The sequence below is a fragment of the Flavobacterium ajazii genome, from assembly GCF_010614725.1.
GTDB lineage: Bacteria > Bacteroidota > Bacteroidia > Flavobacteriales > Flavobacteriaceae > Flavobacterium > Flavobacterium ajazii.
Genome location: NZ_JAAEHL010000003.1, coordinates 339231 through 353809, shown reverse-complemented (window position 1 = coordinate 353809; position 14579 = coordinate 339231). Strand labels below are relative to the sequence as shown.

Annotated in this window: 17 protein-coding genes; 7 read left to right on the top strand and 10 right to left on the bottom strand. The window is 32.6% G+C overall.

Annotation, left to right across the window (positions count from 1 at the left end; all coding sequences use genetic code 11):
* Positions 1 to 51: 51 nt before the first annotated feature.
* The 8 genes from GWR14_RS07020 to GWR14_RS06985 all read right to left on the bottom strand — a co-directional run bounded on the left by GWR14_RS07020 (position 52) and on the right by GWR14_RS06985 (position 5463).
* Positions 52 to 1332 (bottom strand): chloride channel protein, encoded by a 1281-nt coding sequence (locus GWR14_RS07020; protein ID WP_163408322.1) that lies wholly within the window; start codon positions 1330 to 1332, stop codon positions 52 to 54.
* A gap of 340 nt (positions 1333 to 1672) precedes the next feature.
* Positions 1673 to 2062 (bottom strand): SMU1112c/YaeR family gloxylase I-like metalloprotein, encoded by a 390-nt coding sequence (gene gloA2, locus GWR14_RS07015; RefSeq protein WP_163408321.1) that lies wholly within the window; start codon positions 2060 to 2062, stop codon positions 1673 to 1675.
* Positions 2063 to 2071: 9 nt separating this feature from the next.
* The gene (locus GWR14_RS07010) at positions 2072 to 2614 is read right to left on the bottom strand and encodes a type II toxin-antitoxin system VapC family toxin (protein ID WP_163408320.1); all 543 of its coding nucleotides are present in this window, start codon (positions 2612 to 2614) and stop codon (positions 2072 to 2074) included.
* Entirely contained in the window at positions 2601 to 2954 is a 354-nt protein-coding gene (locus GWR14_RS07005; protein WP_163408319.1) for an STAS-like domain-containing protein, read from the bottom strand. The genes GWR14_RS07010 and GWR14_RS07005 overlap by 14 nt, the downstream gene beginning before the upstream one ends.
* A gap of 46 nt (positions 2955 to 3000) precedes the next feature.
* Positions 3001 to 3882 carry an ATP-binding protein gene (locus GWR14_RS07000; RefSeq protein ID WP_163408318.1) on the bottom strand — a complete coding sequence of 294 codons (882 nt, stop codon included), beginning with the start codon at positions 3880 to 3882 and terminating at the stop codon, positions 3001 to 3003.
* Positions 3883 to 3974: 92 nt separating this feature from the next.
* Positions 3975 to 4532 (bottom strand): sugar O-acetyltransferase, encoded by a 558-nt coding sequence (locus GWR14_RS06995; protein WP_163408317.1) that lies wholly within the window; start codon positions 4530 to 4532, stop codon positions 3975 to 3977.
* A 3-nt stretch (positions 4533 to 4535) separates the two neighbouring features.
* Positions 4536 to 4994: a YciI family protein gene (locus GWR14_RS06990; RefSeq protein WP_163408316.1), complete on the bottom strand. Its 459-nt coding sequence runs from the start codon at positions 4992 to 4994 to the stop codon at positions 4536 to 4538.
* 10 nt (positions 4995 to 5004) lie between these two features.
* On the bottom strand, positions 5005 to 5463 hold the full coding sequence (locus GWR14_RS06985) for a DinB family protein (RefSeq protein WP_163408315.1): 459 nt from the start codon (positions 5461 to 5463) through the stop codon (positions 5005 to 5007).
* Positions 5464 to 5603: 140 nt separating this feature from the next.
* Here GWR14_RS06985 and GWR14_RS06980 point away from each other — a divergent pair, with 140 nt between their 5' ends.
* The 7 genes from GWR14_RS06980 (at position 5604) to GWR14_RS06950 (ending at position 11817) form a co-directional block, all read left to right on the top strand.
* Positions 5604 to 7769 (top strand): TonB-dependent receptor, encoded by a 2166-nt coding sequence (locus GWR14_RS06980; RefSeq protein WP_163408314.1) that lies wholly within the window; start codon positions 5604 to 5606, stop codon positions 7767 to 7769.
* Between the two features lie 225 nt (positions 7770 to 7994).
* Positions 7995 to 8615, top strand: coding sequence for a hypothetical protein (locus tag GWR14_RS06975; RefSeq protein ID WP_163408313.1), 621 nt, complete (start codon positions 7995 to 7997; stop codon positions 8613 to 8615).
* A gap of 21 nt (positions 8616 to 8636) precedes the next feature.
* The gene (locus GWR14_RS06970; protein WP_163408312.1) at positions 8637 to 9995 is read left to right on the top strand and encodes a 2TM domain-containing protein; all 1359 of its coding nucleotides are present in this window, start codon (positions 8637 to 8639) and stop codon (positions 9993 to 9995) included.
* Positions 9995 to 10297, top strand: a complete 303-nt coding sequence (locus GWR14_RS06965) for a 2TM domain-containing protein (RefSeq protein ID WP_163408311.1) — start codon at positions 9995 to 9997, stop codon at positions 10295 to 10297. The genes GWR14_RS06970 and GWR14_RS06965 overlap by 1 nt, the downstream gene beginning before the upstream one ends.
* On the top strand, positions 10288 to 10605 hold the full coding sequence (locus GWR14_RS06960) for a 2TM domain-containing protein (RefSeq protein WP_163408310.1): 318 nt from the start codon (positions 10288 to 10290) through the stop codon (positions 10603 to 10605). The genes GWR14_RS06965 and GWR14_RS06960 overlap by 10 nt, the downstream gene beginning before the upstream one ends.
* A 20-nt stretch (positions 10606 to 10625) precedes the next feature.
* Positions 10626 to 10994 carry a 2TM domain-containing protein gene (locus GWR14_RS06955; RefSeq protein ID WP_163408309.1) on the top strand — a complete coding sequence of 123 codons (369 nt, stop codon included), beginning with the start codon at positions 10626 to 10628 and terminating at the stop codon, positions 10992 to 10994.
* Between the two features lie 55 nt (positions 10995 to 11049).
* The gene (locus tag GWR14_RS06950; RefSeq protein WP_163408308.1) at positions 11050 to 11817 is read left to right on the top strand and encodes a LytR/AlgR family response regulator transcription factor; all 768 of its coding nucleotides are present in this window, start codon (positions 11050 to 11052) and stop codon (positions 11815 to 11817) included.
* A gap of 77 nt (positions 11818 to 11894) precedes the next feature.
* Here GWR14_RS06950 and GWR14_RS06945 read toward each other — a convergent pair whose 3' ends face one another.
* Both GWR14_RS06945 and GWR14_RS06940 read right to left on the bottom strand, forming a co-directional pair.
* Positions 11895 to 12920, bottom strand: a complete 1026-nt coding sequence (locus GWR14_RS06945; RefSeq protein ID WP_163408307.1) for a COX15/CtaA family protein — start codon at positions 12918 to 12920, stop codon at positions 11895 to 11897.
* A 15-nt stretch (positions 12921 to 12935) separates the two neighbouring features.
* Positions 12936 to 14369, bottom strand: a complete 1434-nt coding sequence (locus tag GWR14_RS06940) for a CCA tRNA nucleotidyltransferase (RefSeq protein ID WP_163408306.1) — start codon at positions 14367 to 14369, stop codon at positions 12936 to 12938.
* Positions 14370 to 14579 lie beyond the last annotated feature (210 nt).

Sequence of the window (14579 nt, the reverse complement as noted above, 5' to 3'; positions counted from 1 at the left end):
TAGGTTGTTAATTCTGAAGATTTTATTAATCTACAGATTATTAATTTAGTATTATTTTATTAAACTTGGGGAGTAACTATATACAGTATACGGATAAATTGTTTTTGCAGTATATTTGGAAATTAGACAAACTACAAGGATTGGGAAAAACAAAGTATAATCGTTTGTTAGTCCGCAAACTAAGAATATTGCCGTAAAAGGTGCGTGGATACTGGCACTTAGAACTGCGGCCATACCGATAATCATAAAATTGACCGGAATTACATTTACATGAAAGAAACTGTTTAAGACAGAAGCCAGTAATAATCCTAAAAAGGCTCCGATAAACAAACTTGGAGCAAAAACCCCGCCGTCACCACCTGAAGCCAGTGTAATTGAGGTTACAATTGGTTTTAAGATTAAAATAGCGATAAATGTTAAGGCCAAAGTTATTGTTAATTGAGCCTGATGAGCATTCCCAAAGATTCCTTTTATGGCGTGATAACCTTCTCCATATAATTGTGGAAAAAAGAATAAAGAAATACTCAGTACTACTGAACCCATTAATATTTTATAATAATGAGTGTCGATTTTGCCAAATTGTGATTTAAAAAACAAAACACAACGGGTTAAGTAAACCGAATTCATTCCGGCTAAAATTCCTAAAAGGATAAAATATGGAATCGCTTTTAAATTCCATGTTACGATTGAGACTGCAAACAATGGTTCTTCTTTTAAAATAGAAAGTAATCCAAAGGCGATAGAAACCGCGATTAAATTTGAAATAACAAAAGCTCGGGTTACTTTTCTGGATATAACTTCGAAAGCAAATAAAATTCCTGCGATTGGGCTGCTGAAAAGAGCCGTAACTCCCGCGGCAACTCCCGCACAGATCAATTCGGTTTTGTATTGACGGAAGACATTTTCTTTTTCGTGTGCTACAGAGCCTATGGTTGCAGTAGCTACTACGGTAGAGACTTCGATTCCGGTTGAACCTCCAAAAATAACTGTTAATAATCCGTTGATGAAGTGTGACGGAATTTTATAGGAAGGAAGATTTTTAGATTTAGAAGCTGTACTTTCGAAAACTTCTTTGATTCCTTTATTTTCTTTTTTCTTAAAAAGATATTGTCTGAGAAAGTAAATTACAGATAATCCAAAAACTGGAAATACGATGTAGAATATAGGATGAACAGATACTTCATGAAAAAAGATTTCTTCGTAATATTCCGTAATTCGTTTTAAGGAAATTCCAAGAAAAGCTGAAAGAAAACCAATTAAAACAGAAACAATAACTAATTTTCGGAATTTAATGAATTGATGATTTTTTTTGATTTGCGCCGTTTTGTTCATCATTATAAATTTGAAGATTCCGCATTTATTTTTTGCGGATTACAAAATTAAGAATCAAATTCGGTTTTTTATAGGAAATAATCATTTTAATGTGTTAAAACTGATATAAACAGGAAAATTCCTTCAGTATGCTTTTGGTTACATAGCGGTATAAAATTGCTCGTAAAGACTTAGAGATGTAAAGGTTCTAATTTTTAAAGATAGTTTTGTCATTTCGACCGAAGGGAGAAATCTCACGCGGGATTCAACAAAGATTGACGCTAACTTTGCGGAGTTTCTATTGTGATTTCTCTCTTCGGTCGAAATGACATAAAATGAGAAAAATGTTGTGTATTAGTGTTTATCTCTCATAAAACTCAATAGGCAATAAATCAGGATCGGCGATAAATGTAAAACGTTTTTCTGTCGTTTCATCGATTCTAATTGGTTCTGATTCTATGTTTTTTGAATTTAAGAAAGTTATTGTTTCTTCCAGATTAATCACTTCAAAAGCTAAATGCCGTAAACCAACGGCTTCAGGTCTTGAAGGTCTTTTTGGCGGATTAGGAAATGAAAATAATTCGATAGCATAAGAACCATTCAAAGCCAAATCTAATTTGTAAGACTGGCGTTCTTCGCGATAGATTTCACGAATAATAGTTAAACCTAAAATTTTGGTATAGAAATATTTCGATTTTTCGTAATCGGAACATAAAATGGCAATATGATGAACTTTGTTGAGGGTAAGCATTAAGTTTAGTTAAATCTGTGAAGTAATGATGTCTATTTTTGAATTTAATTTTTGAAAATCTTTATCATTAGTAACAATTTTATAATTGTTTAAAGTTGATAATTCCAAAATATATGCATCGTTAAAATCTACAAGTTTAAAATTCTCTACAATATTATTTATGTTAATACAATGGAAGCTGTCGGATATTGGCTGTATATTTGGAAGTTTTAAAATCTTGTTAATCGATTTTGTAATTACATCTACTGAAGTTTCATAATTTTTACTTCCTACGAAATCGGTTTTAAATTTTGCATTTACCAGTTTTTCAATTGATATCCATTGATCATAATCTCTGCGTAACAGAACATTTGCATATTCCGAAATAACAGAAGAAGAAATATATATTGGTTTGTTTTTTGTTATTAATTCTTCTAGAAATTTGGAATATATTTTTTGATCTTTATTTTGAAAATCAGCGACAGTGCCAAAAAGCAAAAGCCAAATATTTGTGTCAAAAAAAAATTGGTCAGTGAAACCAATTTTAAAATCCTGAATTCTAATCGTCCCCATAAATTGCATTATTAGAATTTTTTTCAAAATTTTCTTTGTTTGCAAAATATTCTTTCGCCCTTTGAATTACATCTTTAAATAAACTTCGGTCTTCTAATTCTACATTTTCAAGTTTTAAATATTCATTTAGAAAAGCAGGTGTATATTCTTTCTTGCCATATAATTTTCCAATTGCTGCATTCAAAAATGCTGTAATCATTATTGTTATACCAGCAAAATCTAATTCTACTTTTTCTTTTTTTTGCAGATATGAATCGATCATTTCGAAAACTTTTTCTCCATTTTCAGTAGAGACCGCAAGTTCTGAATTAATTATATCTCTAATAATTAGACGTTTCATAATAATATAATTATTTCGTTAATAATGTAGCGCAAATTTACGCCTTTTAAAATATATTTTCAAAATCTTCCTCTTCGCTTCTTAAGGAATAATAATTTGAATCATTTAAGTTAAATTTTATATTAACAATAGTTCCCTCGAAAATTGAGGCTAATTTCTTTTTTGTTACACTTTCATTTTTATACTCATAAAAACCATCGGATGATATAACTTGGATTTTTCCTCGATTATATTTAATGAACTCAAATATTACAGCTAAACCTAATCCTCCTGAAGTGTCACCACTTTTAGTAGTATTGCCTTTTTTCATTGCCCACTCAATTGCATCCGCAGCATTAATGTCTTGATTATGAAAAGCAGAGACGTTTTGCTTAATGTTAACTCCCTTATCAACTATTGTAAAATGCAATGGTTTGTCTTGTTTTCTTGGGTAAAATTGCCCACAGCTATGAATAAAATCACATTGACCATGAGTACGTGCATTTTCATAAATTTCAAAAATATTTCGAGTAATTTCCTTGCCTAATTTCTCACTGTGAGAAGGAAACTGTTGCTTCTTTAATAATTCCTCTTGTATGTAATTATTAAAACCAATATCATCATTTGGAGTGAATTTTCTATACTTTAAAGCCGTATCGTAGTGATCTGTTATTTTCTCAAATCCAAATGGTATTAAAAATTCATTTTTCCTTAAGATAGTTTCTACTTGAGGTTGAATATTTATTATTTTTATTTGATTGTTTTTTGACTCCAACATTTCAAATATTGTTCCGATTAAAGCGCATAAATTCGCTTCCAAGAACGTAACTCTTCCAAAATCAAATGTAATTCCTGTATTTTTAATAAGCTTGTATTTATTTATCCACGTTATGATGTAATCATAGCCCTCAAATTCACTTTTGATATCATTAGGTATTGTTATAGTCATAAAATTGGCATATGCTTATATCAAATATAATCAAATAAAATACTAAAAAAATATATTTATTCTTTTCAAAATTGCATTTTGAATTTTATGCATCAATTATTTAATTTTCGAATTACCTTCGCCGGATTTCCAACAGCCAACGAATTGTCTGGAATATCTTTTGTAACCACAGATCCGGCACCTATAACACAGCCTTTTCCAATCGTAACTCCCGGGCAGATAACAGAATTTCCACCAATCCAGCAATCGTTTCCAATTGTTACAGGATAAGCATTTTCTAACGTTTTTCTTAATTCTGCGTCAAGCGGATGAGAGGCGGTATAAATTTGAACATTTGGAGCAATGAATACATTTGATCCAATAGTTACAGGTGCACAATCCAAAACAACACAATTCACATTGAAATAAACGTTCTCTCCGCAGAAAATATTATAACCGTAATCACAATGAAAGGGAGGTTCAATATAAAGCCCTGCTCCAGCGTTAGGAATGAGTTCTTTCAGGATTTCTTTTGCTTTTTTGGTAACCCGGTATTCTTTGATATTTAAAGTATGCAGTAAGTTTTTTGCCGCACGACGGCCTTTTAGTAATTCTGGATCAAAAGCGTTGTAATATTCGCCAGTAATCATTTTTTCTTTTTCTGTTTTCATATTTTACATTTTCGTCCTGGAAATTTTGTCATGTATTTTCACAGTTTCCTGTAAAGCTGCGGTACAATACCAGGGCGTTAATTCGGCTTCAAGTAATTTTGCCTGAATTGCCGGGTCAGTAGCAACAAGGGCTTTGGCTTCTTCTACAGTTTCGACATTAAAAACATAAATACCACGATAGTTTCTATCGTTTTTCATGAAGGGGCCGGCAACAACCAGTTTACCTTCTTTAGCCAGTTTATTGATGTTTGCCATGTGGCCTTCAAAAAGTTTTTTACTTTCTTCTTTGGATGCGGTTGTATTACTTCCGGATTTTAAAAGACAAAAAACATATTTCTTCATTCCATATTCATCGGCGTGAAGTGATTTGGCTAAAGCTTCATCATATTTCGCTTCGGTTTCCTGAGAAAATCCAAGCGTGCTTGTCAATAATAATCCGATAACAAAAAGAGATTTTTTCATAGTTGTATTTTTAAAGCATTTTCTTCAAAATAACAATCTGTCCTAAATGATACACATCATGCTGAATAATTCCGTGAATGTGCTCGTAGTAGGTATGGCCGTTATTGGCGTAAATTTTAGCTAAATCTTCGTCGTCAAAATCCTCAAAAAAAGCATTCCATGATTCTTGTGATTTTGAAAGCGTCTGAATGGATTGCGCCCAGGCAACTTCAGATGGATCTATAACCGGAACAAAATAATTATGGTCAGGAGTTATAATGGTTTCTCCCTGCATACGCTGCAGAATGTTTCTTCTCCATTGTATAATATGGTTGACAATTTCCCAAATCGTATTCAGGTTGGGATTTACTTTTTTGTAAGCCTGCTCTGCGGTTACATTTTCCAGTGTATGGGCCAAAGTAACTTCCAGCCACGGATTACCATTGTAAATAGATTGATATAGGTTTGATATTCTTTTGCTTTCTGACATGATCGATGGTTTTGTTATTCTTAGCTAAAGATACAAATAAGTATTTTACAACTCATCCCCGAAATTCTACAATTGGGTTATTTAATATTTTTTAACAAGAATAGTTGAGATACATTTGCTTCATCAAAACCAAAGATGACATGAAAACCAAATTACTTTTTACAATATCTTTTTTACTTTTTGCAGCTTTTATTTTTGCCCAGAATACTATTTATGGAAAGGTAGTTGACCAAAAAGGAAAACCAGTAGCAGGAGCAAATATTTATTTAGATGGAACTTACGACGGAGCCACAAGTTCTGAAACCGGAGAGTTTTCTTTTGAAACTACTGAAGCAGGAAATAAGTTTTTAGTGGTTAGCTTTTTGCTTTTCGAAACTTACAAACAAGAAATAGATGTTACCAATTATAAAAATCAAACAGTAAAATTAAGAGAAAATATAAATGCCCTTGATGCAGTCGTAATTACCGCCGGAACTTTAGAATCAGGCGAAAAAGCAAGAGTATCTGTTCTAAAACCATTAGATATTGTTACTACAGCTGGTTCTGCCGGAAATATTGTAGCTGCTTTGCAGACTTTGCCGGGTACACAAACCGTTGGTGAAGACGGGCGTTTGTTTGTGCGTGGGGGAGAAGCCAGCGAAACCCAAACTTTTGTTGACGGAATCAGAGTAGCGCAGCCATACGGCGCAACTACAAATAATTTACCAACCCGAAGCAGGTTTTCTCCTTTCCTGTTTAGCGGAATTGCTTTTTCTACCGGAGGCTATTCTGCAGAATATGGTGAAGCTCTTTCAAGTGTTTTGCTTTTGAATACTCAGGACGAAGCAGATCACGAAAAAACAGATATCGGATTGATGACGGTGGGTTTGAGCTTAGGGAATACTCAGAAGTGGAATAAAAGTTCTTTGAGTGTAAATATGATGTATGTTAATTTAGCTCCTTATCAGGCGGTAATTCCTCAAAATGTTGACTGGAACAGTCCTTATCAATCGCTTGGAGGTGAAACGGTTTACAGATATAATTTTACAAACGGAATTTTCAAATTGTACGCTTCTTTTGATGGGGAAAAATTCGATTTGAATCAGAAAAATATCAATTTCGAAAATCCAGTCAGGACTGACATGAACAATAACAATTTTTACCTGAATTCTTCATACAAAGGTACTTTTGGAACAGGCTGGCAAATAACTTCAGGGGTTAGTTATGGATACAGTAAAAACAAACTGAAATATGATATCACCGGAATTGACAGTCAGGAAAACGCAGCACAGCTGAAATTAAAATTGTCTAAAAAAGTTTCGAACCATTTTAAAATTTCTTTTGGAACAGATTATTTCATTACAAAATATAATGAAGACATTGCAGATAATGTTTCTATCGATGTTACAAATGATTACGATTCTAACATTTTTGCGGCTTACACAGAAGGAGATATTTCATTCTCTAAAAATTTGGCACTAAAAGTTGGTTTGAGATATTCAAATAATGGTTTGTTAAACGAAAATAATATTGCACCGAGAGCTTCATTAGGATACAAAGTTTCAAAAAGCAGTCAGTTTTCTTTTGCTTACGGAGATTTTTCCCAGATACCGGTTGTTGATTATATTAAATATTCTAAGTATCATCAGTTTGAAAGCGAGAAAGCAAGTCATTATATTCTGAATTATCAGTTCACAAAACCGGGGCAGACTTTCAGGGTTGAGGCTTATTATAAAGATTACAGCAATCTCGTTCAGTATGATACAAAGAATATTCAGTACAATTCGATTTTCAACAACAACGGATCAGGGTATGCAAAAGGAATAGATTTGTTCTGGAGAGACAGCAATTTGTATGAAAACTTAGAATACTGGATATCCTATTCTTATATCGATTCAGAAAGGCAGTATAAAAACTTTCCAAATATGGCAACTCCGAGTTTTATTGCAAATCATAATTTATCTGTGGTAACAAAATATTTTATTACAGACTGGAAATCGCAAGTGGGTTTTACAAACAGTTTCGGTACAGGGCGTCCGTACAACGATCCAAACCAAACACAGTTTATGAACGGAAAAACAAAGTCGTACAATAGTCTTAGTTTTAACTGGGCGTATTTACTGACCACACAAAAAATCCTTTATTTCTCTGTTTCGAATATTTTAGGAACACAAAATATCTTCGGATACGATTATGCCAAAACACCAGATGCATCAGGAGTTTACCAAAGACAGGCTGTAGTACCAACGGCAGACAGGTTTTTCTTCTTAGGTTTCTTCTGGACGATCAGCGATAATAAAAATGAAAATCAGTTGAAGAATCTTTAAAAAGGTTCTGAGGTTCTAAGATATTAAGGGAAAACTTAGAACCTTAGCTCCTCAGAATCTTAGAATCTTCAAAAAAAAACAATTCAGTCATCAAAATCAACAACTCAGTATCATTTAATTTTAAAAGACTAAAAACCAATATACTTTTGAAGTATAAATTAATAGAAAGAGTTTTAATCATCAATAAAAATTTAGTTAAAAATAACCTTTAAAAAATTAGAAATCATGACCAAAATTATCACAGTTATTACATTATTCATCTGTAGTTTATTATCTGCTCAGACACAATTTGAACAAGGAATGGGAAAAGCTTTCGGGCTTTGGAAAGAAGGAAAAAATACAGAAGCTTCTGCAATGTTTGAAAGAATAGCTACTGCTGAAAAAAACAGCTATCTGCCAAATTATTATGTAGCTTTAATTAATACAACATCGGCTTTTTCTGAAAAAGACAAAACTAAAGTAGATTTGTTATTGACAAAAGCACAGGATGCCCTTGACACAGAAATAATTAAAGACCAGGCTAATTCAGAATTATATGTTTTACAGGCTTTGATTTATACGGCGTATGTAGTTGCTGATCCGATGACAAACGGAATGAAATATTCTGCTAAGGTGATGGAAGCTTACGCAAAAGCAAAAGTTTTGAATCCAAATAATCCAAGAGCAGTATTTGGTGAGGCAGATTATCAGTTGGGAGGTGCAAAATGGACAGGTGTAGATACAAAACCTTTATGCGCTCAGGTTAATAAAGCTATTGAACTTTTTGGTACATTTAAACCTGAAACTCCGTTTTCGCCAAAATGGGGATTAGAAAGGGCTTTGGAAACACAAAAAAACTGTAAATAAAAACATTTTAAGCTGGTTACCATGAAAGATTATAGAAATACATTTTCAGATTTAAGAAGCGGTACACTTGTTTGTTTCAAGATTTCTATGGTTTTTACGGTGATATTTTCAGCTTTTTTGGGAGCAGATTTAACTTTTAAAAACGTATTACTAACCTTTCTACTAAGTTGTCTTTATTCTTTTGGGTTAGGTTTTGGAAACGGCTTTTTGAGCGTTCTTTTAGATAAAAAATGGGACTGGCTGGAACACACCAATTTGAGAGTATATTACGGAATATTAGTTACAGTTTTATACACTGTTCCGGCCGTTTTAGGAATCAATTATATCATTTTTGTAATTATTCAGGATTTACCAATTGACAAATTCTTTAGCGAAAGAATGATTTGGGTTCATCTTTTTTACATTATTTTATCTTTAGGAGTTTCGACTTTCATGCAGGCCAGAAGTTTTATGGTAAAATGGAAAATGGCTTCAAAATTTGAAATAACCCAACAAAAGATTATCGCCGGAACGGCAAATGCAAAATTCGAAAGTTTAAAAAATCAGATCGATCCGCATTTTCTTTTCAACAGCCTGAATGTATTAAGTTCTTTGATTGAAGAAAATCCGGATAATGCACAGCGGTTCACCACTTCTTTATCTAAAATTTACCGATATGTTTTAGAACAAAAAGATAAAGAACTGGTTTCTGTAGAAGACGAATTGTCGTTTGCAAAAACATACATGAATTTGCTGAAAATGCGATTTGAAAACAGTTTGTTTTATGAATTGCCAATAGAAAATATCAATCCAGATGCAAAAGTGGTTCCGTTATCGTTACAACTTTTACTCGAAAACACAGTAAAACATAATGTAGTTAGCGAACAAAAACCCTTGCATATTAGAATCTTTATTGATGGAGATTATCTTGCAATTCAAAATGATTTTCAAAAGAAAGAAGTTTTACAGGACAGGCAAGGGGTTGGATTGCAGAATATCGTAAACCGATATGGAATTGTAACCAACAGAAAAGTTTTAGTAGAACAAAATGAAAAAACATTCACAGTTAAGATTCCGATTTTAACGAAACAAATAACAGTTATGGAAACAAGTGCAGACTATAGCGATGAAAACAAAGCTTATTTCAGAGCTAAAAAAAGAGTAGAAGAATTAAAAGGATTTTACGCAAATGTAATTTCGTATTGTTGTGTGATTCCGTTTTTAATTTTTATAAATTTGAGATATTCTCCTGGATTTCAGTGGTTTTGGTTTTCAGCTTTAGGCTGGGGATTTGGAGTTGTAATGCATGCTTTTAAAGTTTTTGGCTACAGTTCAGACTGGGAAGAAAGAAAGATCAGGGAGATTTTGGAAAAAGAAAATAATAAACAAACCTGGAAATGATGGAAAAGAAATATGCTGAAGCTGAACGTTATTATGAAGCTCAAAAAAAAGTGAAACAAATCAGAGAGTTTTATGAGCATCTGACAGTATATCTTCTCTGTAATCCAATTGTTATAATTGTAAATCTTATGACTTCACCGGGTTATCTGTATTTTTGGTATTCTTTGCTGGGCTGGGGAGTTGTGGTTGTTTTACACGGATTAAAAGTCTTTAATTGTTTTCCTTTTTTTAGTAAGGAATGGGAAAAAAGAAAAATAGATAAAATTCTGGAAAAAGAAAATAATAAACAAAAATGGGAGTAATCATGGAAATAAATTATAGCGAAGAAGACAAGTATAATCAGGCTAAAAAGAAAGTCGAGAATATAAAAGGATTTTATAGTAATTTAACTTCTTATATTGGGGTTAATATCGTGTTGATTTTTATTAATTTATATACAACGCCAAATCATTTATGGTTTTACTGGCCTTTGATATGGTGGGGAATAGGGGTAATTTTTCACGGATTAAAAGTTTTTGAGGTTTTTCCGGTTTTTGGGAAAGGCTGGGAAGAAAGAAAAATCAGAGAAATCATGGACAAAGAAAAAGAGAACAAAAACAAATGGCAATAATTTTTTAAATCGGTATAAAAATGGGACGTTTTAGAAAACGCTTTTACGAGGAGTATGGGCAAGAGTTTGAGAATAATGAAAGTTTTGAAATAGCATATAAAAAAGTAAAAAGAATCAAAGGTTTTTATTCGCACTTAAAAGTATATTTAATAGTAAATGCAATTATTATCATTTCAAATATAAACAGAGATTTTATTGGAAACAGATTTAATGATAGTGGATTGTCAGACTGGCACACGTACTCTACTGCATTATTTTGGGGTATTGGTTTGTTGATTCATGCTTTTACCGTTTTCGGACCTGATTTGTTTTTTGGAGCAGAGTGGGAACAGAAAAAAATCCAGAAGTATATGGACAAAGAATCTCAGAATACCAATAAATGGGAATAATTTTAGCAAGACCATGACCCAAAATCAAGATTTTTTAATTTTTCAAATTTAATAAATGACCACCTTAATTATAGAAGACGAAAAACCGGCTGCAAGATTATTACAACGAAAATTAGAAAAATTAGACATCGCTGTACAAACAATGCTGCATTCTGTAGAAGAATCAATTGATTGGTTTGGCAATAACGTACATCCTGATTTGATATTTTTGGATATTCAGCTATCGGATGGTTTATCGTTTGAAATTTTTGAAAAGATAGATATTAAAAGTGCCATCATTTTTACAACAGCGTATGATGAATATGCTTTAAAGGCCTTTAAACTAAACAGTATCGATTATCTTCTAAAACCAATTGATGAAGATGATCTGGAAGTTGCGGTTGCAAAATATAAAACCAGAATTCCGAAACCAGATGCCGGAAATCAAAACCTTCAGCTTAATTTTGAGCAAATACGTCAAATGCTTTCAAATCCTTTCGAAAAGACTTACAGAGAAAGGTTTACAGTTAAAATCTGTCAGCATTTAAAAGTTATTACCAAAGATGAAATTGAATGTTTTTTTAGTGAAAACAAAGGAACTTACATTCATACTTATGACAATCGGGATTATTTGATCGATTCGACTTTAGAAATTCTGGAACAGGAAGTAGATAAGAAGGATTTCTTTCGCATAAGCAGAAAATTCATAGTTCCCTTAAAAGCGATTAAAGAAATTCAGGTGTATACCAATTCTCGATTAAAAGTGATTTTGCCAAGTTATAAAGATGATGAAGTAATTGTTAGCCGTGAAAAGGTTCAGGATTTTAAGAGCTGGCTGGGATAAAAAAACTCTGGAATTAACATAAACAAAAAGAGCTTCAAATTTTTTGAAGCTCTTTTTGTATTTATTGAAAACATATTTTATTTACTCAATCGATGCAATGTGTATGTCATGGCACTCAAAAGGAAAAATGCCATAATTTGGTGAATTAATCCCAATGCCAAAGGTACACTGTACAATAAAGTGAAAACACCAAGCAGAAACTGAATAAAAACAAAAACCACGAGAGTGTTAATTCCGTTTGACTGGGTTCTGGTAAGTGAATATTTTTTGCTTTTAAAGAAAAGATAAAGAATAACAGCAACAACTGCATAAGCAAAAGTTCTGTGTACAAACTGAACACCGCTTTTTCCTTCAATTAAATTTTTTACTAAAGAAGATTGCTCAATAAAAACCGACTCGTGAATAAACTCTCCATCGCTCATTAAAGGCCAGTGGTTGTGAATTAATCCGGCATTTAAACCAGCTACAAACCCGCCATAAATAATCTGGATTAATAATGCAGCTAAAGCATATCTGGCGATAGTGCGTAGCGGAATTATTCTGTTGATATTTCTTTCCGGATAAATTAAATCTAATGCAACCCAAAGAGTGTAGGCAAAAGTAATAAAGGCAAAAGTAAGATGAAGAGAAAGTCTAAAATGACTAACATCCGGATTGTCGATTAAACCGCTTCTTACCATAAACCAGCCTAAAAATCCCTGGAAACCGCCCATTGCCAAAAGCACAATACATTTTTTGATAGTTGGAGTATCTAATTTCTTTTTGATTAAGAAATACACGAAAGGCACAAAGAAAACCAATCCAATAATACGCCCAATGAAACGGTGAAACCATTCCCAGAAATAAATGAATTTATAATCGGCTAACTGGAAATCATTGTGAATGTTGATTTTTTGGTATTCAGGAAACTTTTTATATTCATCAAAAGCGGCCTGCCATTTGGCTTCTGTTAAAGGTGGAAATGTGTCGGTTACCAAATGCCAGTCGGTCATTGACAAACCTGAATTGGTTAGACGAGTGATACCGCCTACAACGACCATTAAAAATAATAAAACACAACCTGATAGTAACCAAATGATTACTGATTTATTCTCTTTTTTCATTTTATTAAATAATACTTATTTCTCAACTTTTTTCAAGCCTAATTTTTCCGCTCTTTTAATCACAAAATCATATGCTGCCTGATATTCGTTCGGAATATCACCTTCCAAAATAGCTTCTTTTACGGCTTCTTTCAAAATACCAATTTCACGAGAAGGTTTCAAATCAAATATTTCCATAATTTCTTCACCCGAAATTGGCGGCTGGAAATTACGTACGTGATCGCGTTCTTCGACTTCTACAATTTTCTTACGGACAACTTCGAAGTTTTTATGGTATTTCCTGAATTTCGCCGGATTTTTGGTTGTGATATCAGCAGCACACAAAGTCATTAAACTTTCTACATCTTCGCCTGCATCAAAAACCAAACGACGAACTGCACTGTCAGTTACAATATCCTCCGCCAAAACAATTGGACGCGAACTCATAATGACCATTTTTTGGACAAATTTCATTTTATGATTCAATGGCATGTGTAAACGTTCAAAGATTTTCTTCGCCATTTTTCCACCCAAAAATTCATGCCCGTGAAAAGTCCAGCCTTGTTTTTTATTGAAACGTTTTGTTGGTGCTTTTCCGATATCATGTAATAAAGCTGCCCAGCGTAACCATACGTCATCTGTATTTGGGCAAATATTATCTACAACCTCAAGTGTATGATAGAAATTGTTTTTATGGGTATGACCTTCAATTTCTTCCACCTGATTCAACGCCGTTAATTCAGGTAAGATTAAATCTAAAAGTCCTGTTTTGTATAAAAGTAAAAATCCAGTCGAAGGTTTTGGTGTAGAAAGAATTTTGTTTAATTCGTCTACAATTCTTTCGCCAGAAATAATTTTAATACGATCCGCATTTTTTGTGATGGCATTCAATGAATTTTCTTCAATTTCGAAATTCAATTGTGTTGCAAAACGAATCGCACGAAGCATACGCAAAGGATCATCAGAATAAGTAATATCTGGATCCAGAGGCGTTTTGATTGTTTTGTTTTCTAAATCGGTTATTCCGTTAAACGGATCTAAAAGATCTCCGAAATTAGTTGAGTTTAATGATAAAGCCAAAGCATTGATCGTAAAATCACGACGGTTTTGATCGTCCTGTAAAGTTCCGTTTTCAACAATTGGATTTCGGCTGTCGCGAGTGTAAGATTCTTTTCGAGCGCCAACAAATTCAATATCAGTATCTTCAAAACGAAGCATCGCTGTTCCATAAGTTTTAAAAACCTGAACTTTTGGTTTGTTCGGAAGTAAATCTGAAACTTTAAGAGCCAATTCGATGCCGCTTCCAACAGCTACTACATCAATGTCTTTTTTAGAACCACGATTTAAAAGTAAATCACGAACAAATCCGCCGATCACATAACAGTCAACATTTAATTCCTGAGAAGCTTTCGAAATGATATCGAAGATTTTGTTTTGTAAAGCAGTTTTGTAGTTTGTTTGTATAGCCACGAATTCACTAATTTTTGAGTAAAAATGCAATATGAATTTTAGTACTAATAATTCGCATCTTTAATATAAATAATTGCATGCAAATTTACAACATAGAAAATGCCTATTATAATCTATGACTCACTTTTTTGAATAAATTAATAGTTTTAAGTAAAAAAGTGTAATATAATTTCAGTATTAATAGGTTGCATTATTAATACTAATTTTTGA